This is a genomic window from Streptomyces sp. enrichment culture, assembly GCF_964272855.1.
GTDB lineage: Bacteria > Actinomycetota > Actinomycetes > Streptomycetales > Streptomycetaceae > Streptomyces.
The window spans coordinates 7,405,396-7,426,110 of sequence record NZ_OZ186847.1 but is presented as its reverse complement, the minus strand read 5'-3'; the positions used below and the strand labels follow the sequence as shown (position 1 = coordinate 7,426,110).

Genomic DNA, 20,715 nt, shown 5'->3' with positions numbered 1-20,715 from the left:
GGTGTTTCCTGCCTGTGGGGGTGGGCCGGGCGGCGGCTGTCAGGTGACGAAGAAGATTCCGGTGTCGCAGCCGGCGGGGGTGTACTCGGCGAGCCGGGTGCGCAGGTTGTCCTCGCGCTGGGGCTGGAACAGGTGGTGCAAGGCGCCGGGTTCGCCTCCGTCGTCGGCGCCGCGGCGGATCTCCTCGGCGCAGCCGTCGGCGAGCCGGACGTAGTCGGGCAGGCCGTACCGGGTGCCGGCGAAGCGCAGCCGGACGCGGTCCGGGTCGCCCGAGTGCTCGGGTTCGCAGCGGAAGCGGGGCGGTGTCCGTGAGCCGTCGGGCACCCAGCAGTAGCGGACGGAGCCCTGGTCGTCGCGGGTGATCCGGACGTCGCCGTCGAGGAGGGAGTTCTCCAGCACGTCGACGGCGCGGGCGCGGACCGCTCCGATGACGGTGGTGCGGCGGGCGGTGAGGAGGACGTCGGCGGGGCCGCCGTGCGGGGCGGAGAGCGCCGTCGCCTCGCGGTGGGTGGCGTCGAGGACGGTGTCGTGGAGGGTGATCCGGCAGGGTGTGTCGCGCCCGGTCACGGTGATGGCGCCGAGGACGCTGTGCCGCACGTCGACCCGGTCCGGGCCGTCGTCGATCTCCAGGGCCGGCGCGTCGGGTGCGAGGGGGGTGCCGTCGGAGGTGACGGCCCAGCCCGGTACGAAGGTGCAGTGCCGGACGGTGAGACGGCTGACGCGGCCGGTGACCCGTACGCGGCCGCCGGTGATCAGGAGGCCGTCGAGGACGATCCGGGCGCCGGGTGTGCCGGGGTGCCCGTGCTCGCTGCCGGTGATCCGCAGTGACCGGGGTTCGGCGGCGTGCCGCCGGGTGAGGCGGACGACGGGGCGGACGCCGTCGGCGGCGCGCAGGGTGAGGTGGTCGCCGGGGTCGAGCCGGATCCGGGTCAGGTCCTCTTGGACGTCGTTGGCGGTGATCTCGACGATCGCCTCGGTGTAGCCGCGGTCGCCCTGTTTCTCGACGCGCCAGCGTTCGAGGGCGTCGGCGATGCTGTGGTGGTCGTCCGGGCCGGGGCCGACCCGGTAGGTCGCCGTCTTGCCGCTGGTCTCCGTGTCCGGGCGGGGGTATTCGCCGCCGCCGAGGTCGCCGGAGAAGGCGTGGTGGTAGGTGACCCGGACTCCTCGGGCGGGGGCGGCGCCGGTGGGCAGGGCCAGGCGGCCTAGGACGGGGTCGACGGCGATGCGGCCGGGCCGGGGCCGGTACCGCCAGTCGGAGAGGTCGGCGGCGACGATCCGGTCGGGCACCACCAGGTCGTCGCCGGTCCACACGCACAGGCTCTTGCCGGGACCGTAGAAGTCGTACAGACGTTCGGCCAGGGCGCGCCGGCCGATCGGCTCCGGGACGTTCGTCTCGTCGGCGACATGGCCGCTGGACGGCTCGGGCACCGGGGACGTGTACAGGGGCGTGTCGAGGGCGAGCACGTTGAAGGTGTAGCAGGCGTCGTCCCGGTCCAGGCAGTACGCGGGGGCGCGTGTCACGGAGTAGGTGCGCAGCCGCCACACGTGCAGGCCCACCGACTGGAGGCCGTACCGGCCGGGGCGGCGGACGGAGCCGGGGCGGGGTACCTCCACGGTGCGGGCCAGCGGGTCGAACGGGCCGCCTACGGAGTCCAGGGCGGCGGCCCGCCGTACGTCGGCGAGGGCGCCGTGGGCCGCTCGGCGGCGGGCGTCGCGGTCGTCGGAGGTGTACCGGCGCACCGGCTGGGTGACGGCGAGCGCGTGGCGGTACTCGACGACCCGGGCGGGCCAGCCGGCCACGCCGGACGCCAGGTCCTCCAGGAGGGCGAGGGTGCCCTTGCGACGGCGGTTGGCGACGGTGTCGGCGACGTCCCGCCGGGGTACGGCGGCGGCCGGCAGGCCGGTGGCGCGGGCGGTGTCGTCGGAGAGGGCGGCGGCGATGCCCGGCAGGACCTCGTAGCCGACGAGGTCGCCGATGTAGGGCGCCACCCAGTCCTCGCAGGTCTCGATGAACCAGTTGTCGTAGAGGCGTTCGATGTCCTCCTGGAGGACGCGGGCCTGTTCGGCGACGACGGTGAGCAGCGCGTGGAGGGGGCGGCCGCGTTCCTCGTCGTGGCGGCGGTGCACCGCGGGCAGCAGCGCGTACAGCTCGTCGGGGGTCATGGGATCCTCCGCAGGATCAGGGTCCCGGGCACGGCGGGGTCCAGCAGGACGAGTTGGGCGGGGCGCAGCAGGGTGCGCGCGGCCGGGCCGGTGGTGCGCGGGCGGGCCGGCCGCGGCCCGCCGGGCCGGTCGAGGACGACCGTGGGGGCGTACGCGGAGTCGACGACGGCGGACGTGCCCTGCGGGGTCGACGTCTCGCGTCCGGCGCGGGGGCCGGCCGGCAGGCCGGGCACGACGGAGACGGCGGACGGGTGGGTGGCGAACCGGGCCACCTCGGCGGCGGTGGTGCCCTCCGGTACTCCGCCGAACGCGTCGACGTCGACGAAGTCCACGCCCGGCACCGAGTGGGCGGCGGCGACCACGGCGCTGAGGTACACGGGCTGGGCCAGGCGGGCCGCGTCGAAGCCCAGCCGGGCGGCCAGCGCCTCGCGCACCCGCCGCTCGACCCTCTCCGGGTTGTGGCCGGGCAGCGTGCGGACGCCGAGCACCAGGACGAGCCGAACCCGTTCGCAGGGCTCGACCCGGACCGGCAGGCCGGGGTCGCCGTACCGGCGCAGCGCGGTGCGCAGCGCGGTCAGCAGGGGTGCGGCGGGGTCCAGGGGGGCGTCGTCGGCGGCGGCGACGGTGATGTGGACGAGTGAGCGGTGGTCGTCGGTGACTCGGCGGGCCACGGCCTTGCCGACGCCGGCGAAGGCGCGTGCGAAGGACTGGTAGTCGCGGACCGAGACCAGCCGGTCGAAGGCGGCGAGCCTCAGCGGGATGGCCTGCCGCAGTTCGGCCGGGCCGTCGGCGTCGGCGCCGCCGGTGGCGGGCAGCGGGTTGGTGACGCCGCGGACGCCGAGCGGTTGGGTGATCACCTGGCTGATCCGTCCCGCCGGGACGTTCCCGGCGCGGCCGCCGCCGATGCGGTAGCGGGCGGTGACGTTCTCGCTGCCGGTGGGCAGGCGCGCGCCGTGCCGGCCGTCGCCGAACTCCACCACGGCCTGGCCGTCGACGGCGGCGGCGAGCCGGTACACGGGGTCGGCCGGGCCCGCCTCGCCCAGGTCGGCGGTGCGCCGCCACGCCACGTCGTCGACGCGGACGGTCAGCGCCTCGTCGCCGCCGTCGGCGGTCGCGGACGGCAGCCAGACGAGCGGCCCCTGCCTGAGCGGCAGCGACTGTCCGGCCAGGCCGGCGTCACCGCTGCCGAGCACCTCGGTGACGGTCTCCCCGGCGGTCGCCTGGACGACGTTGCCGTGCACGACGGCGGTGTCGCGCCGGTAGCGGTGCGCGAGCGGGGCGGTGAGCAGCAGCGTGGTGCGCACCCGGGCGTCGGCGGACGTCCCGTCGAAGGCGTGCCGCACCCCGGCGAGCACGGCGAGTTCGGCGCCGGGGACGCCCGGACGGGCGCCCGGGGCCGCACCGTCCTCGGGCACGATGTCGGTGCGTTCCCCGGCGACGACGACCAGCCGTCCGGGGGCCAGTCCCTCGAAGGTGCCGTCGAGGTCGACGGCGTCGCCCTCGACGTCGGTGAGGTCGGGTGAGGGCGCGAGGACGAGGGGTGCGGGCGCGGCCCACACGGTGGTGGCGCGGCGGGCGGCGACGTCCTCGGCGTCCTCGGTCCACGGTGCGTCCAGGCGCAGCCGGGTCACCCGGACGGCGTCCTGTTCGTTGGCGACGGCGATCCGGTCGGCCTCGGTGACGCGAAGGACGCGGGTGCGGGAGCGGCCCGCCACGCGTACCGCGATCCAGCTGCCGGGCTGGATCTCCTCGTACACGGCGTCGAGCAGCAGGACGCGGGTGTCGAGCGCGGCGTCGCCCTCGGCCGGGGCGGGTACGGCGGCGCGCAGCAGCCGTTTCACCCGGGCGTCGTCCGGGACGGCGGCGCCGAGCGGGGTCGTGGCGAGCCGGAAGTGCCAGACGCCCGGCGCCGGCCCGGCCGCCGGGGTGACGGCGGCCAGCGCCTCGTACAGGGCGGCGGTGAGGCCCGGCCGGTTGCCCGCGAGGAGGCGGGGCAGCGCGTCGGAGCCGGGGCCGAGGACGTCGCGGACGGCGGGCGGGCCGCCGGGCGGGGGTCCGCCGCGGCGAAGGGCCTCCAGCAGCGGGCCGACGGTGTGCAGGACCGGGCGGTCCGGTGTCTCCAGGTCCCGCAGCAGCGCTTCCCGCTCGGTTCCGGCGGTCGGCGCCTCGGGTTGCCGGGTCAGGCGGCGGACGGCGTCGCGGACGGTGGCGAGGCGTACGGCGGCCCGCTCGGCGAGGGCGTCGGCGTCCAGGTCGTCGGCGACGGCGGACAGCCGCTCGCGCAGCCGGCGCAGCCTGCGGTCGAGGCGGTCGGCGAAGGTTTCCGGGTCGTGCAGTTCCCCGGCGCGCTCGCGGACGTCCCGCAGCAGGTCGAGCAGTTCCTCGAAGGGGCCCTGGGAGCGGGCCCGGCCGGCCGCGTCCTCCATGTCCTCGCGCAGGGCGTCGACCGCCACGTTCAGCTGCCGGGACGGGTCCGGTACCCGCAGCCGTACGGTGGTCCGTCCGAGCGCGGGGTCCCGCTCGACGTCCGCCACCAGGCGGGTCTGGTTCAGCCGGCGGTCGGGATAGGTGAACAGCAGGCGGTCGCCGGGGCGTACGGGATGCTGGACGCCTTCGACGTCGACGGCCGCGGTGCGGACCGCCGCGTGCGGGGCGAGCGCGGCCGGGCGGGTGGTGCGGACGGGGAGCCGGTTCCACTCCGCCCTCGCGGTGAGGTCCTTGGCCGTCTCGAAGGTCAGGGGCAGGCCGCCCGGTTCGGGCTCGCTCCTCACCTGGGAACCGGCCGGCAGCACACAGGAGGCGCCGGGGTCGAGGGTGTACGCGAGGTGGGTGGCGGCGGCGAGGGCGGGGCGGGGCCGGTGGCCGACGAGCCGGCCGAGCCGGACCAGGGAGTCGTGCTCGGTGGCCGTGCGCAGGAACCCCTCGTTGGCGATCCGCTCCTGGTAGAAGGTCAGCACGTCGGCGACGACGGCCCAGGCGTCGAGCAGCGCGATCGTGGGGTCGTCCGGTTCGCGTGTGGTCAGCGCGGCCAGGGGGCCCTCACGGGTCGCCGCGGGGACGTGGCCCGCCGCGGGCAGCCCCGTTTCGGCGGGGTCGCCGTCCGCCCCGGGCGGCGCTCCCGTGGGGTCGCCGTCCACCAGGGGCAGCCGGGCGAGCATCGCGTCGAGGAACTGCCGGTGGGTGCCGACGCGGTACGACAGGGCGGGCAGCCCGGGCCGGTTGCGCGCCGGAGCCGGACCGTCGGTCGGGGAGGTCATCGTCCTCCTCTCAGGCGCAGGGTGAGCCGGCCGTTCTCGGGCCGGGTGACGTCACCGTCGAGCCGGGGAATCTCCAGGGGCCGCATCCGCAGCTCCCCGGAGGGCGGCACGTCCGGGACGCGGAGCGCGTCGTCGTGGACCCTGCGCAGGCGGACGACCTCGGCGTGCCGCACGCCGGGGACGTCCATGCACAGGGCGACCAGGACGCTGGTCCGCACCGGTGTGCCGAAGGTGAGCGCGGAGGGGTCGAAGAACCCCGGCCGGCCGCCGGAGCCGCGTCCCGGCAGCAGCCGCCGCAGCAGGGCCGCGCGGATGTGGCCGGTGAGGTGGTGCGGGTCGACGAGGACGTCCAGCGCAATGTCGAGGGGCACCAGGAGGGCGGGCCGGGTGACCACGTCGTGGCCGATGCGCCGGTAGCGGCACAGGTCGTCGCGTACGTCCTCCAGCAGCCGGGGCGACGGGGCGGTGGCGCCGTCCGGGTCGAGGGCGACGTCGGCCTCGTACCAGCTGCCGGTCCAGCGCAGCGAGGCGGCGGCGCGCTGGACGCCGGGCCGCTGGGCGGCGAGGGTGGCGTAGTCCTCGGCGGTGACGGCCCGCAGCAGGGTCCGGAACGGGGCGCGGGGAGCGGCGAGGCGGACCTCGGCGACCGGCTCCGGGTCGGTTCCGCCGCTCGCGGGCAGGGGGTTGCGGACGCCGGTGACGACGCCCCACAGGTTTGTGCGGCGGGCGGCGATCCGGTTGACGACCTCCCGGCCGGCGTTGCCGGAGCGGCCGTTGCCGACCCGGTAGACGGCGCTGAGACTGCGGCCCGGCTGCGGGGCGCGCCCGCACCGCCCGTCGCCGAAGCGCAGCCGCAGTACGCCGTCGTCGTCGGTCTCGGCCGTCACGTGACGGTCGCGGGGGCCGCTGGAGAGGAGGTCGCGGCGGGGACGCCACTCGGGTTTGGCGGTGCGTCCGCTCCCCTGATGCCCGCTCCTCCCTTCCCCGCGTCTGTTCTGCTCCCCGAGTCCGCTCTCCTCCTCGATGAGGCGCAGGGTGGGCAGAGCCTCGCGGGGGTCGGGGCGCAGCGCGGTGGCCGCCGGGCCGTGCAGGGCCGGGTTGGCGGGATCCAGGGACGCCGCGGCGAGGCCCCGCCAGGTCCGGTCGAACCCCTCGCCCACGTCCGCGGGGTCGAGGACGTACCCGGAGCGGGCCCGGCGGACGAGTCGTTCGACCTGGCGCAGCCTGGGCCGCAGCAGCTCGTCGAAGCGCGACCGCAGGCGCGGCAGGAGGCGTTCGGAGTCGGGCCCGCCGGCGAGGGAACGGCCGAACAGGGCGCGGAGGAAGTCCCGGTCCTCGTCGGTCGGCGCCGTCGCGTCGACGGCGCGCAGCCGGTCGCGTGCCTCGGCGGCGAGGTCGAGGAGCCGGCGGGCCTGGGCGGCGGCCACGTCGGCGGGGCGGGGGTACGGCGGCGACCAGGTGACGGGGCTGCCGCTCAGCGTGGCCGTGAAGGGGCGACGCCGGCCGCCGTCCGGCTCCGGGTCCGGGCCCGGGACCGTATCCGGGTCCGGGTCCGGGTCCGGGTCCGGGACCGAGACGATCTCGGCGGTGGCCGAGGGCAGCCAGGTGTTCTCCAGGCCGTGCTCGACGAGGACGGCGTTGCCGCACGCCACGGCGGTCCTTCCCGGTCTGCCGTCGCCGTTCGGCGGGTTGCGCAGGGTGAGCGGGAAGGTGAGGGCGTCCTCCTCCGCCCAGGCGATCTTCAGGACGTGTGTGCCGGTGTACGCGTCGACGTCCCTGTCGACCCGGGTGAGCCGGACCGCCTGCCGGTGCGCCGGGTCGGGCGGACCGCCGTCGGACCCCTCGGTCTCCTCGATGACGACGAGGTCGCCCGGCACGAACTCCAGTTTCCGGTCCGGGTCGTACAGGGCGGCCCGGGTGGTGCCGACGGGCAGCGGGAAGGCGTCCTGCCCCCAGGCCCACAGCGGGACGCGGTTGTGCTGGGGCCGCAGCCGCAGCTTGTAGTGGCCGAGTGGCTGGTAGACGGGGTGCGGGCCGGCGATGAGGGCTTCGGGGGTCATCACCGGGCCGCTCGCCCCCGTGAGTTCGTCCTCGGGGAGCGCGGTGAACGCCAGCTCCTCGGTGTGCAGGTCGTTCACGGCCGAGGCCGTCTCCAGGCAGACGACGGTGCGGGCGGCGCAGCCGTCGTGCATCGGGTAGCCGACGAGCCGGGCGTGCCGCCGCACCGAGGTGCGCAGCCGGGCGGTGTCCAGGTAGGCCTCGGTGGCAACGGCGTCCTGCTGGTAGCTGAGCCGGTCCCCGACGTGGGCCAGGATCTCCACCAGGGTGATCCAGAGGTCGGGCACGTGGCGTTCGGTCCACTGCGGCATGGTGAGCGACATCCGCTCCAGCAGCAGCCGCCGGAAGCTCGCGTAGTCCTTGGCCAGGTAGTCGATGGCCGGCGCGGGCCGCGGGAGCGGCGTGCCGGCGGGCTCCGCCGCGGGTTGCTCCTCCGGGCGGGCGGTCGGCCGGAACGTGAACTCGGCGCGGTCGCGGCCGCCGTGGAAGCCGGGGCCGCGCACCCGCAGCCGGTAGGTGGACTCGTCGCCCGGCCGGTCGAGGGTGAGCCTGAGCCGTCTCGCGGTCCGGTCGCCCCGGGCCTTTCCGTGCTCGTAGCGCTCCTCGCGATCCTCGCGGTCTCGCCGGTCCTCGCGATCCCCGCGGTCTCGTCGCTCCTCCCGCTCCTCCCGCTCCTCCCGCTCCTCCCGCTCCTCCCGCTCCTCCCGCTCCTCCCGCTCCTCCCGCTCCTCCCGCTCCTCCCGCTCCTCGCGGTCCCACCGCTCCTCCCGTGCCTCGCGTTCGTCGCGTTCTTCGCGCTCCTCTGTGACGCGCACGACGCGCAGTCCGACCACGCGGCGGCCGCCCTCGATCAGGAAGTCGTCCCGGCGGAGGAGCCGTGGGGGCGGTCCGGAGAAGGTGACGGTGAGGGTGCGCCGGTCCGGGTGCGCCGTCACCTCGTCGAGGCCGACGGGGTCGGCGGGCCGGCGCAGGTCCAGGTCGTGGAACTCGGTCATGCGGCCACTCCCCCGCTCACCGTGACGACACGGCTCTCCCCGGTCGCCTTGAGGACGTACGCGACCCGGACCCGGAGGGTGGCCTCCTCCGAGGTCACCGTCAGGGACTCCACCTCCAGCAGGTCGCCGAGCCAGCGCTGCAGGGCCGCCTGGGCGGTCATCTCCAGGGTGGCGGCGAGTTCGGGGCTGTTGCCGGCGAAGACCATGTCGAGGAGGTTGCAGCCGAAGTCGGGCCGGTTGACCCGCTCCCCGGGGCTGGTGAAGAGGACCTGCTCGACCATGTCACGGACGTGGCCGGGGTGGTCGACGGTGGCCGTGCGGCCACGGGCGTCGACGCGGTAGGGGAAGTCGATCCGCATCCCGGTCACATCCCCCGCACCCGCAGCTGCATGGCCAGCACCATCGGGGGGTTGGGCGGCGGTGTGCCGATCCCCATGGCGGGGGCGGGGCTGACCGGCGGGCTGGGCTGCAGCAGCACGGGCAGGCCGTTGACGAACACCCGGGTGGAGGTGTGCAGCCAGGTGACGCTGGTGCAGGGCGGCGCGCCCGCGGTCATGGCCGGGAACGTACAGCCGGCCACCAGGAACACGTCGGCGCTGGTGGCGACCGGTTGCGGCCCGACGAGCACACGTTGCTGCACGGGGGCCGGGATGGTGACGAGGCCGGGTGGATGGGCGCACATCATCATGGCGCCGAAGTGCATCAGCAGTCCTGGCATGGCGTCCTCACAGCCCTCACAGCACCGTCAGGGCACCGCTGTTGACGGTGACCTGGGGTCCGACGAGTTGGATGGTGGCGAGCCCGGGGCCGCAGGACAGCTCGATCGACGTCTCGTTGATCTTGAGGTAGGGCCCGGTGTCGCCGTGCAGTTGCAGCTTGATGCCGCCCGCGGGTCCCGGCAGGTCGCTGATGACGAGGGCGTTCCCGGTGGGGGTCGCCAGCACGATCTGCGGGATGCCGGGCGGGGTGGACTTCGCGGCGGGCGGTACGTCTCCGGATCCGCCGCGCCGGAACCCGAGCCACACCGGCCGGTTGGGGTCCTTGTCCAGGAACCACACCCACACCCCGGAGCCGGGGGGCGGCACCACGTACATCCCGCAGTCCGGTCCGGCCAGGGGGGTGAGGGGCGCGGCCCACACCGGGTTGCCGTCGCCCAGGACCTCGGGGACGCGCACCAGGAGCCGGCCGACGCCGGTCGGGTCGACGGCGGAGACGACGACGCCCTGGTACATGCCGTCCCACTGCCCGGCCCGCGCCGGGGTCGCGCTCCCTTGTGCGCCGGTCGTGTTCATCTCGGATGCGGTCATACGGTCACCACCTGGATGTCGGCGCCGAGCCCGTCGCGGACCAGCGTGAAGTGCTGTCGGTAGGTGTCGCGGGTGAGATCGTGGGTCACCGCGGCCACGAGGTACCGCCCGTCGTAGGCCTGCCCCGCCCCGCGCACCCCGACCAGGGCGTGCGGGCTGAGGACATGGCCGTAGCGCAGGACGTCGACCGTGCCCCGGCCGGTGACGGGGTCGGCGGCGACGGACCGGCCGAGCCCGGCCAGCAGGGTCTGCGGCAGGGACCGTCCGGTCTGGCCGCGCAGCGCCTCGACGCGCAGGGCGGGGGCGGGGCCGGCGGCGAGGCTGCCGCGCAGCATCCGGGTCTCCGGGGCGGTGACCTCGGAGGAGGAAGCCGACGACCCTTCGAGGCGGTGAGTGCCGTGCCCGGACGCGGCGAGCCCGTCGAGGGCGAACGTCAGCTCCTCCACGTTGTCCGCCGCTCCGCAGCCCGTGGTGAGGGCCGGTTGGAGGGCTCCGTCCCGCTTCTGCGGCCCCCAGTAGGCGGTGCTGACGCCGGGCGCGGGGCCCGGTTCGAGGTGGAAGACGTGTCCCACGTCGGCGGCCATGGAGCGCAGATAGACGAGGTCGGTCGCCGACTGCACCGGGATCTCCACCAGCGGGTTGGGCTGGTGGGTGAGGACCGGGGCGACGCACCGGGGCGTGATGCCGTACTGCGCGTACCCGGCGCACACGGTCGTCGCCCGCAGCTGCGACGGCAGGCCCGGGAAGGCGCGGCGGACGTGCCGGAGATCCATGAGCAGGGTCAGATCCTCGCCGGTCACGACGAGATACGACGAGCCGGGCGTCCGGCCGGCGTGCAGCTCCTGCCGGGTGATCACACCGTCGACGAGCACATGGCAGCGGCCCGCGAGCACGACGGCCAGGACGACCCGCTTCTTCGGGTGCAGCGTTCCGCCGGGCAGGACCGCGCGGTGCAGCGGTGAGCCGGGGCTGCTCGCGAAGGTCAGCTGGAAGCCGCTCGTGGTGCCGCTCGCGGCGGTGACCCGGGCGCCGTGCAGGGCGTCGATCAGCGCGGCGGGGGCCGGGCTCGGCACGGTGTCCCCGACGAGTAGCATCAGGTGCAGGCTGTGCGTGGTCACCGGGCCGGCCCGCCCGTGACGGGCGCCGCCGACGCCTCGGCGGGCAGGGTGATCCGCAGCCGGCGGCCGGGCACGGCGGTCAGATCGTCCGGCCGTACCGCCCGGTTGGCGTCCGCGATCCGCCAGGACTGCTCCGGATCGCCGTACCAGCGGGCCGCGATCCGGTCGAGCCGGTCCCCCGCGACGACGACGTGCTCGCCGACCACCGCCAGTTCCTCGGGCTGCGGCAGCAGCCGGCGGCGCAGGTGGGCGACGGTCCGGCCGTCCGGGAGGGTGTGGACGGCCGTCGGGATCCCGCGGTATCTGCTGGTGGGCTCGAACATGTCCGATCTCCTCGCTCAGCGGCCCGTGTAGCCGACCGCGCCGGGGCCGTAGCCGACGAGCGCGGCGAAACGTTCCCTGCTCTGCTGGTACTGCAGATACAGCCCGCCCGCCTTGTGCCGGTGGCCGACGTCGTCGACGGTGAGGATCCGGACGGTGAGCGTCACCCGCGCCCGGATGGGGTTGAGTTCCCCGTCGTACGTCTCCTCCGTCACGTCGATGTCCAGCATCCGCACCGGCAGCACCCGGTGCGGGCCGAGCACCAGCACCGGCAACGGCCCCTGCACCGGGGCGACTTCGAGCATGCCGCGGGCGGCGAGGTCGTTCTGCTGGGTCAGCTGCGCGCCGGTCGGGCAGACGGCGGACTCCAGCGCGGACAGCATCCCGAACAGCCCGCTGCCGACCGGCGGCGCGCCCGCCGGGGCCGTGCCGACCTGGTCGGTCGCGTCGAACTCCGCGTCGATACGGAACGTCTCCCGCGGCGGCCCCTGCAACCGCAGTGCCTCCAGCCGGTCCCCGGCGTCGGCTCCGATGCCGCGCGGCCGTACGGCGCGGATGATGGTGTCGGGGTTGTACTGAAAGGGCACGACGCGCAGAACGCGCCCCTGCTCGGGGTCGAGGAAGACGAAGCCGCCGCGTCGGGGGGCTGCCGGAGTGCTCATGACGCTCCGTCACCTTCCGTGTCTCGGGCCCGCAACGCGGCGTCGTACACGGCACGGGCGATGTGCCGGGCGAGGACGGCGGCGTGGGGATTGGCTGGGACGGTTCGTACGGCGGGTGGTGCCGAGGTTCGCACGGGGGCTGGAGCGGCTGTCCGGGCGCCCGCCGGCGTGCCGTCGAGGCCGAGCAGTACGGCCAGCTCGGCCTCGACGGCCGCGCACAGCGCCGTCGGCGACAGTCCGACGGGCGCGTCCAGCTCCAGCTCCAGCCGCCGGATGCGCAGCTCGACCCGCGTGCCCGTCATGTGATCACCACCGCCGCCTCGGGGTCGAACCGCTCGGCCCGCTCGTCGGTCAGCGGACTGTCCACCCCGTCGACGCGCAGCCGCACCGGATACCGGCCGGGCCGCGCGCCGTCCAGCCGGAACCGCAGCTTCCGGGTGGCCCTCTCGGCCATGGGCTCGGCGGGCACGGGCAGGTCCCCGACGAGCAGTTCGGCCCGCTGCCCGGGATGCACCGCCGGAACGCAGTCCACGGAGAGCAGCACGGCCCCGGCGCGGTCCCGCTCGACCGTGAGCGGCAGAGCACTGGTGATGCGCGGCGCGATGTGCAGAGGCCGGGGCCCGGTGGTCCGTTCGCTGCCGTCGGGCGCGGCGAGCACCACGACCGCCGACCAGCGCCCCGCGCCCAGCTCCTCGCCCACGGTGGCCGTCACGGTGCCGCCCCCGTCGGCGCGCGCGGACAGCACCACCGGGCCGCCGAGCAGCGGATGCGTCAGCCGCACACTCGGCGTCCCGGCGTCGAGCCCCGTACCGCTGAGCACCAGTTCCGCACCGGGCACGGCCACCGCGGGCCGTACCGCGTGCAGCACCGGCCACGGGCCGGTGGCCGTCGCCGGCGCGGCCTCGGGGCCCCGCCCGGAGTCGCCGCGCCGCAGGACCGGCAGCGGCGTCCGCCCCGGCACCGCGCTGTCGATGAACACGACCCGCGCCTCATAGGCCGCCGACAACCGGTAGCCGTGGCCCAGCGCCTCCCACAGGCGGTACAGCTCCTCGGCCGCCGGCTCCGCCGGGGTCACCTTGACCGGCTCCTGCTGCAGATGCAGATCGCTGAAACCCGCGGCGGCCCGCAGCTCGGCCGCTCGCAGCACCGGCCGGTCGTGCAGCGCCGCCATCGCCGCGCCGAGCAGCCGCTCCGGGAGCGCGGAGTCCTCGGCCGGGGCGGCGTAGCCGGTGAGCAGGTAGTGCAGTACGAGGGGCAGCGCGGGTCGCCGGGTCTCACCGGGGTGCGTGTTGACCGGGTCGGTGTTGCGCCAGGCGGCGTCGATCGACGTCCGGTACAGGAAGACGTTCAGCGCGGCGGCGACGCCGTCCTCGACACCGGCAGCCTCCGGATGCCGCGCGGTCACCACCGCACCGGGCACAGCCCGCCGCACGGCGTCCTCCAGCACCGCCCTCAACGTCTCCGTCACCGCGGCGACGGCCAACGCGTCACTCATGGGCGCCGCCTCCCCAGGTAGTCGTCGAGGCTCAGGTCCGGTCGGCGGGGAGGGGCGGGGGGTTCGTCGGGGGGCAACGGTGCGGGGGTGGTGCGGACGACCAGGCGGTCGATGGTGATGCGTACGACTGTTTCTCGGTGGGTGGGGGCGGGGGCGGGGGTGGCGGAGAGGGTGGAGGTGGGGGTGGGGGCGAGAGGGGGGGTCGGTCGAGACAGGGGGCTTCGGGAGGGGGCGGTGGGTCTGGCGGGGAGGAGGGCTGGTGAAGCGTGTGCAGAGGAGGGTTGTCCGGGTTCGTGTGACCGATCCCGGGTCGCGCCAGGGGTGGCAGAGGCAGCGAGTGAGGGGTGGGTCGAGTGCCGGGGCGGCGTGTCTTGGGGGTTCGGCGCGGAGGTGAAGGTGTCTCGCGGAGGCGTGGCGGAGGAGGTTCGGGAGCGGGAGGAGTCGGCGGGCGCGTGCGTCGCGGGAGAGGGGTTCGCGGGTGGTTCAGCGGACTCCGGCGACGCGAGTGGGGCGGGGTGTCGGACGGTTTCGGTTCGGGGGCGGGGGCCGACAGGGGTGTCCGGCGTGGGGGCGAGGGACTGCGGTGCTGAAAGCGGGGACGGCGTGGGTGTCGGGGAGGTGGTGGCGTAGGGCTCGGACGGTACATGTGGACGTGAGGTCAGCGGGGGCAGGTCGGTGCGCTTCGGCGGCATGCCTGAGGGCTTTGGCGGCAGCTCGTCAGTTGCCGGCCGCTTCGTTTCGGGCATTGGCGAGAACTCGTGTGACGTCGGCCGCTTCGCTGCGGGCGTCGGCGATTGCTCATTGGGCGCCGGCCGCATCTCTGAGGGCTGTGGCGAGAACTTGTCTGACGCCGACCGCGTTTCTGAAGGCTTCTGCGGCAGCTCGCCGGACGCCAGCCGCTTCTCTGAGGATGTCCGCAGCAGCTCGCCGGACACCAGCCGCTTACTGGATGGCTTCCGCCGCAGCTCGGCAGGCGCCGACGGCGCATCTGAGAGCGTCGGCGGCAGCTCGGCAGCCGCAGGCCGCTCGTCTGAAAAGCTCGGGGGGAGCTCACCTGACGGCATCAGCGGCAGACCGTCAGCCCGCGACAGCACGCCTGACGGCCTGAGCGGCGACTCCCCCGACGCCGACGGCCTGCCTGAAGGCTTCGGCGGCAGCTCAGCCGCTCGCTCGAAGGGCAGCGCTTCAGCCCCCGACAATGCGCCTGACGGCCTGAACGGCGACTCGCTCGGCGCCAATGGCGCGCCTGAGGGCTTCGGCGGCAGCCCACCGGACGCCGCACCCTTCTCTGAGTTGCCCGGCGGGAGTTCGCCTGACTGCTTCAACGGCAGCTCGTCAGCCCCCGACAACGCATCTGACGGCCTGAGCGGCGACTCCACCGACGCCGACGGCCTGCCCGAAGACTTCGGCGGCAGCTCAGCGAACACCAGACCGTTCTCTCGGGAGCCCGGCGGAAGTTCACGCGCCTGCTTGAAGGGCAGCTCGTCACCCCCCGACAGCGCTCCTGGCCGCCGCAGAGGCGTCTTCGCCGACGCCGTCGGCTCGCCTGAGGGCTTGTCCGGAGGGCTCACCGGCTCGGGCTGCGCAGCTGCGGGTTGCGGCGACCGGCGGTGCGCACTCAGCCACGCGGCTGCGGACCCCGGCGACAGGCCGTCGCCCTCGGGCCGCAGAGCTGCGGACTCCGGAGAAGTTCCCTTGGATTCCGGCCGCACAAAGGCAGATGGCTGCGAGAAACCCTGGCGCTCCGATCCCGCCGCTGCAGCCCCCGCCGACAGATCCTCTCGCTCAGGCTCCGCAACCACGGATCCCGGCGGCACGCCCTTGGACGCCGACCGCGCTGGGACGGGCCCCGGCGACAGCGCATCGCCCTCTGGCTTCATAGCCTCAGCCCCCGACAAAGGACTCCTGGACTCCGACCCCACAGGCAGGCCACCAGGCCCCGGCCCCATAGCCGCAGATCCCGGCGACAAGCCCTGGCGCTCCGCCTTCACCGCCGCAGACCCGGGCGACGAACCCTGACGCTCCGATTCCACCGTCGCAGATCCCGACGACGTGCCCTGACGCTCCGACCCCACCGCCGCGGCCCCCGGCGCCAAACCCTCCCGGTCGGGCTGCACCACCGCGGCCCCCGGCGTCAGGCTCGCGGACACCGACCGCACACCGACCGACCCCGGCGGCAATCCTTCACCCTTTGCCCCCGCCGCTGCCCCCGGCGAAGGCCTCCCAGGCTCCGACCCCGCAGCAGCGAACCCCACGGGCGGTGCCTCGGACTCCGCCCTCACAGCAGCCCCAAACCTCGACGGCGCGCGCTCGCTTTCCGGCCCTGCCACCGCAACCCCCGACAACGAGCCCTCAGACCCCGCCCCCGCAGCGACGGCCCCCGGCAACACACCCTCGCGCTCCGACCGCACCACCGCAGAACCTGACGACGGACCCTCGAACCCCTCTCGCGCAGCTGCGGGCTCAGGGGAACGACGATCAAGCCCCAGCTGCCGCCCAGCCCCAGGCCTAGGCGACGGACCGCGAGACGGCGGCGACTCAACCGAACCGGTCCGGTGCCGAGCGGCGTGTTCGTCGGCCGGCAGCGGGCCGGGGCTGTGCGATGCCGTGGCCGAACCGTTCGGCAACGGATCAGAGGACGAATCGTCGTAGGAGCCAGATGGCCCGTCCGCCGCAGTCGGCACCGAACCGGCGACCGTGGAAGCCGCTTCCGCCGGACGCGCCACGTCCCCCGTCTCCCGCACCGGGCCAGGCCTCGACGGTGGTTCCAAGCCACCCCCAGCACTCCTCGGCAACGCATCCGACTCCGGCAGGCCCCGCCCAGGAGTGGCCGCCCAACTCGCTTCCACACCCGCCGAAGGCACCGTGATCTCCCCCCGGCCGACCGCGCCCTCTCCGGTCGTACGACGGTGGGGTTCCCCTCCCGGAACCTGCCCCGGCGTCACCACCGGCCGCTGACTCCCGCCCCACACGGCGTCCGACGCGCAATCCACGGCTCCCGCCGCACTCTCGACATGCCTCGGCGCGTCCCCGGCACCGGCGAGCCGACGAGTCCCACCCGGCGCCGCCGGGCCCATGGGTTCAACCTCTCCCTCACCCTCATCACCCCCCGGCGTCCACATCGACTCCAGCTCAGGCACGGCCGACACCACAGTCCCCGCAGCCCCCGCCACAGCCGCGGTGCCGCCCACAGCCGCCACCCCCCGGCCCACCGATCCCGATCCCGATCTCGATCCCGGTCCCGCTTCCGATTCGCCCTCCTCCCACCCGTCATCGACCACCTGCCCACCGGGCAACCGCGGTGCCGCAGGGTCGAAGACGTTGGGTGCCAGGGGCCGCAGCCACGGTCCCGGTGCCCCGAGCAGCCGGGCCACGAAGTCGCTCATTCCGCGGTCGCCTCCAGGTAGAACTGCCGCCGCACCGGGCTGACGGCCAGCGCGTCGGCCTCCGACCAGCCGTAGGCCCGGGCCAGGGCGTGCACCTCGTGCAGCAGCCGGTGCGCGTAGCCGCTCACGTCGGTCCACAGGTGGTCGGCGATGTCGAGCGGCGCCTCCCACCGGTGCTCGCACTGCGGGCAGTCCAGCGTGAACGACGGATCCGCGCCGGGGTCCAGGCCGGGCAGCCTGCGGGCGATCTCCTCCAGGGCCTGGTCCGGGATCTCGCCTTCGCTCGGGGAGACGTCGACCACGCAGCGCCGCAGCAGGTGCTGGCGGGCGCGGGGCGCAGCGGGGTCGACGGACCCTACGTCGCGGGCGGTGAGCGCGCGGAAGGTGATCTCCATGCCGTGCGCGGTCAGCGTCGCGGTGGCGGGTTCGGCCCGTTCACGGGTCGCCGGGGCGGCCCGGGAGGCCCACTGCGCCCACAACTCGCCCGTGGAGACGGTGACGTCGAGGCTCTCACCGCACTGGGGGCAGTCGGTGACGCAGGGCAGCCGGTCGCCGAACGCCCCGGACCGCAGTTCCAGCAGCAGGGCGTTCAGGGCGCTGAGCGGCAGGTCCGCGACGTCGTGACCCGCGGGTGCCGCCAACGAGGCGAGCAGCAGGGCCCGGACCGCCGGCGTGCGGCCGAGCCCGCTCTCCCACACGTCGAGGACGTTCGCCTCCGTCAGCGACCGCGGCACTGCTCATCACCCGGCGATGTCGGTGAACTGGGAGTCCTCGGGTGGGCTGGTCTTCTCCCGCACCCAGCCGTGGTGCTCCACGGTGATGCGTTCGAAGGCGACCCCGGCGGACCCGGCGTCGAGTTCGGGCAGTCCCTGGTACTCCGACACCCAGGCCTCGCGGACGGAGTAGGACAGCACCTGCTTCCCGGCCTCGTCGAAGACGTCGATGATGAGGTCCCGGCGGAAGTCCTTGAGGGAGGTCTCCAGGCCGCCGGCGGAGTTGCGAAGGCTCCAGATGCGGTTGGCCCACTCCTCGAAGGCGGTGTCGACGGTGCATCCGCGTTCCAAGGTGATGGCCTCGTACTCGGTGCGGCCCGGCAGTTTCCGGCTGGTGCCGGGGTCGCCGCCGTCGCGGTGACGGATGACCTCGGTCGTCCGCTTGAGCCCGCTGACCTGGCTGATTCCCGCGATGTAGGCGGTCTCCCCGCTGAACTTGACCTTGAAGCGGAAGTTCTTGAAGGGGTCCCGGCGCGTCACTTCCGGCATCGTCGTCCTCCTAGACCTGGATCTGGCCGGCGAGCTGCTGGATGTGGACGATCACGAACTCGGCGGGCTTGAGCGGTGCGAAGCCGACGTGGATGTTGACGATTCCGCGGTCGATGTCGTTCTGCGGGTTGGTGTCCTTGTCGCACTTGACCAGGTAGGCCTCCTGGGGGGTGCGGCCCTGGAAGGCGCCCGCGCGGAAAAGAGAGTTCATGAAGGCGCCGACGTTCAGGCGGATGGACGCCCACAGCGGCTCGTCGTTGGGTTCGAACACCACCCAGTGGGTGCCGCGGAACAGGCTCTCCTCGATGAAGAGCGCGAGCCGGCGCACCGGGAGGTACTTCCATTCGTCGGCGAGCCGGTCGGCGCCGCGCAGGGTGCGCGCTCCCCAGGCGACCGGGCCCGCGGCGGGCAGCCGGCGCAGGCAGTTGACGCCGAGCGGGTTGAGCCGGCCGATCTCCAGGTCGGTCAGCGGCACCTCGAGTTCGCTGACGCCGGTGAGTGAGGCATCGGTGCCCGCGGGCGCCTTCCACACTCCGCGCTGGACATCGGTGCGGGCCAGCACGCCGGCCATCACGCCGGACGGCGGGAAGGCCCGCAGGGCGCCCTGGCGCAGGGGGTCCGGGGCGAGGATCTGGGGGTAGTAGACGGCGGCGTTCTTGCCGGGGTCTCCCGCTTCCACGTCCGTGATGTGCTGCACCACGGCGCTCACGGCGCCGGCTCCGTCACCGGACTGCGGCTCCGTCCAGCTCGGTGGCGGGTCGACCAGGAGGATGGCGCGTCTGTCGACGCAGAGCTTGAGGGCGGCGTCCTGGAACGGCTTCGCGCCGCCTTTGTCCTTTAGCTGCTGGTCGAGCCAGGGCACGTCGGGCAGGCAGAGGATGTTGAAGATGTCCGTCTTCAACAGCTGGTGCAGGCCGGTCTTGAGCGCGGCATTGCCCATGTAGTCCTTGGGCTCCAGGGAACGTTCGTCGTCGTCGGCTCCCTTGTTGGCCTCGGCCGGGGCGTAGTACGGCAGCTGGCCCTGCGCCGACTCGTCCGGTCTCAGGGAGAACGGGTCGACTCCGGCTTCCACCTCCGAGTTGGGCGGGGGCACCGTGTCGATCGGGGTCTGGGGATCAACACGGACCAGCTTGGATGTCTCCAGCAGGTTGGCGAGATTGCGGGGACTGTCCGGCCTGACGCTGGCATTGAGGTACGTCTCCACTTCGCCGGTCAGCACGTCACGGACGGTCAGGTTGAACAACGTCCGCCGGCCCTTCTCGGGTTCCAGCTCCGCGGGCGTGTCGTGGTCGACCCTGGCCCGCAGGTTCCGCCCCCAGCGGCCAGGTGAGACGGCCACGAGCGCGGGTGGGGCGGCGTGGGTCCTGCCGCTCGAACGCTCGCCGCCTGCCGGCTCGCCGCCGCCCCGACCTTTCTTCTTCTCCTCGGCAGGGGTGGGGGCGGGGGTAGGAGTGGGGCTCTCTCCGCCCCCGCCCTCGGCGGTCGCCTCCCCGCTCTCGTTCCCCTTCGGAGGCGGTCCCGACGTACGGGAGGACTCCGTGCCGGGCGCGCTCGGCCCGAGCGGCAGACGGACGGGCTTCTCGTCCGCCTTGACCACCCGGACGATCTCAGCCTCGCTGCCCCCGTTCAGATAGAACTGGTAGACGGCGTAGCTCATCGGGCAGTTGGCCTGGAGCCCGCCGAAGGCGGCCTCGTAGTCGGCCCAGCCCGTGATGTGTACGGGCCGGTCGGCGGGACCTCGTGGCGCGTAGCCGACGAAGGCGGCGACCGATGTCGGTACGCCCGTGATCGTCCGTACGGAACTCTTGACCTCGTCGATGTAGACGCCCGGGTAGGTGACGTTCACGGGCATGCCAGCCTCTTTCTCTCCACGCCGAACGGGAACGACGCCGCTCGTGGTCCGCGATCACCGTATGCGGACAATGCGGACACCGCGCCCCGGAGAGCGGTCCGACTGCTTCGATCAGGTGAGGATGATCGTCTGATCAGACCGGACTGGGCGGGGCAAGGCAGGGCAGGGCATGACCGCCGTGCCCGCGCAATCGGCGCGGGACGCGTCGAGCGCGCGCCCCGCGCCCCTCGTCAGCCGAGGAAGCTGAGCCGGACCTGCCGGTTCGGGTTGTCCCGGTTGGTGTCCACCAGGCACACCGACTGCCAAGTGCCCAGCTCCAGGCGGCCGTCGAGCACCGGCAGGGTGGCGTGCGGCGGGACGAAGGCGGGCAGGACGTGGTCGCGGCCGTGGCCGGGGCTGCCGTGGCGGTGCTGCCAGCGGTCGTCGGCGGGGAGCAGGGTGTGCAGGGCGGCGAGCAGGTCGTCGTCGCTGCCCGCGCCCGTCTCGATGATCGCGATGCCGGCGGTGGCGTGCGGCACGAAGACGTTGAGGAGGCCGTCGCGCCCGGCGGCCGCTTCCTGGAGGAAGGCCTCGCAGTCGCGGGTGAGGTCGACGACGGTCTCCGCGGAGCCGGAGGCGATGTTCAGTACTCGGGTCGTGAACGCATCTGACATGCCCCCATCCTGACCCATCCGCCCCGCGCCCGTGCCCCACGACCGCCCCACGACCACCCGGCTTCCGATACCGCGAGTCCAGCGAGCGAGATGTCCGTCGACCGCCGCGGCACGGCCTCGTCGACGCACTGGGCCGGGAACGGCGCGGGGCCCCGATGACCGGCCGGGACCGCTCCGGGAAGACCC

The 20,715-nt window shown here is 74.5% G+C and carries 15 protein-coding genes; all 15 read right to left on the bottom strand.

The window, feature by feature from the left end:
- Positions 1-39: 39 nt before the first annotated feature.
- The gene (locus tag ACSU6L_RS33065; protein WP_437062795.1) at positions 40-2,163 is read right to left on the bottom strand and encodes a hypothetical protein; all 2,124 of its coding nucleotides are present in this window, start codon (positions 2,161-2,163) and stop codon (positions 40-42) included.
- Positions 2,160-5,420, bottom strand: coding sequence for a putative baseplate assembly protein (locus ACSU6L_RS33060; RefSeq protein WP_437062793.1), 3,261 nt, complete (start codon positions 5,418-5,420; stop codon positions 2,160-2,162). The genes ACSU6L_RS33065 and ACSU6L_RS33060 overlap by 4 nt, the downstream gene beginning before the upstream one ends.
- Entirely contained in the window at positions 5,417-8,473 is a 3,057-nt protein-coding gene (locus ACSU6L_RS33055; RefSeq protein ID WP_437062791.1) for a putative baseplate assembly protein, read from the bottom strand. Before ACSU6L_RS33055 ends, ACSU6L_RS33060 begins: the two co-directional genes overlap by 4 nt.
- Positions 8,470-8,832 (bottom strand): GPW/gp25 family protein, encoded by a 363-nt coding sequence (locus ACSU6L_RS33050; RefSeq protein WP_437062789.1) that lies wholly within the window; start codon positions 8,830-8,832, stop codon positions 8,470-8,472. Before ACSU6L_RS33050 ends, ACSU6L_RS33055 begins: the two co-directional genes overlap by 4 nt.
- 5 nt (positions 8,833-8,837) lie before the next feature.
- Positions 8,838-9,191 carry a hypothetical protein gene (locus tag ACSU6L_RS33045; RefSeq protein WP_437062787.1) on the bottom strand — a complete coding sequence of 118 codons (354 nt, stop codon included), beginning with the start codon at positions 9,189-9,191 and terminating at the stop codon, positions 8,838-8,840.
- Between the two features lie 16 nt (positions 9,192-9,207).
- Entirely contained in the window at positions 9,208-9,780 is a 573-nt protein-coding gene (locus ACSU6L_RS33040; protein ID WP_437062785.1) for a phage baseplate assembly protein V, read from the bottom strand.
- Positions 9,777-10,874, bottom strand: coding sequence for a hypothetical protein (locus ACSU6L_RS33035; RefSeq protein ID WP_437062783.1), 1,098 nt, complete (start codon positions 10,872-10,874; stop codon positions 9,777-9,779). Before ACSU6L_RS33035 ends, ACSU6L_RS33040 begins: the two co-directional genes overlap by 4 nt.
- 20 nt (positions 10,875-10,894) lie before the next feature.
- Positions 10,895-11,221, bottom strand: a complete 327-nt coding sequence (locus tag ACSU6L_RS33030) for a LysM peptidoglycan-binding domain-containing protein (protein ID WP_437062781.1) — start codon at positions 11,219-11,221, stop codon at positions 10,895-10,897.
- A gap of 15 nt (positions 11,222-11,236) precedes the next feature.
- Positions 11,237-11,881, bottom strand: a complete 645-nt coding sequence (locus tag ACSU6L_RS33025) for a hypothetical protein (RefSeq protein ID WP_437062779.1) — start codon at positions 11,879-11,881, stop codon at positions 11,237-11,239.
- Positions 11,878-12,183 (bottom strand): hypothetical protein, encoded by a 306-nt coding sequence (locus tag ACSU6L_RS33020; RefSeq protein WP_437062777.1) that lies wholly within the window; start codon positions 12,181-12,183, stop codon positions 11,878-11,880. The genes ACSU6L_RS33025 and ACSU6L_RS33020 overlap by 4 nt, the downstream gene beginning before the upstream one ends.
- Positions 12,180-13,376, bottom strand: a complete 1,197-nt coding sequence (locus ACSU6L_RS33015) for a DUF4255 domain-containing protein (RefSeq protein ID WP_437062775.1) — start codon at positions 13,374-13,376, stop codon at positions 12,180-12,182. The genes ACSU6L_RS33020 and ACSU6L_RS33015 overlap by 4 nt, the downstream gene beginning before the upstream one ends.
- A gap of 3,382 nt (positions 13,377-16,758) precedes the next feature.
- A complete protein-coding gene (locus tag ACSU6L_RS33010; RefSeq protein WP_437062773.1) occupies positions 16,759-17,496 on the bottom strand; it encodes a hypothetical protein in 738 nt (245 codons plus the stop codon).
- Positions 17,497-17,502: 6 nt separating this feature from the next.
- Positions 17,503-18,024, bottom strand: a complete 522-nt coding sequence (locus tag ACSU6L_RS33005; RefSeq protein WP_437062771.1) for a phage tail protein — start codon at positions 18,022-18,024, stop codon at positions 17,503-17,505.
- A gap of 10 nt (positions 18,025-18,034) precedes the next feature.
- Positions 18,035-19,876, bottom strand: coding sequence for a phage tail sheath family protein (locus ACSU6L_RS33000; RefSeq protein ID WP_437062769.1), 1,842 nt, complete (start codon positions 19,874-19,876; stop codon positions 18,035-18,037).
- Positions 19,877-20,106: 230 nt separating this feature from the next.
- Positions 20,107-20,529 carry a secondary thiamine-phosphate synthase enzyme YjbQ gene (locus ACSU6L_RS32995; RefSeq protein ID WP_437062767.1) on the bottom strand — a complete coding sequence of 141 codons (423 nt, stop codon included), beginning with the start codon at positions 20,527-20,529 and terminating at the stop codon, positions 20,107-20,109.
- Between the last annotated feature and the right edge of the window lie 186 nt (positions 20,530-20,715).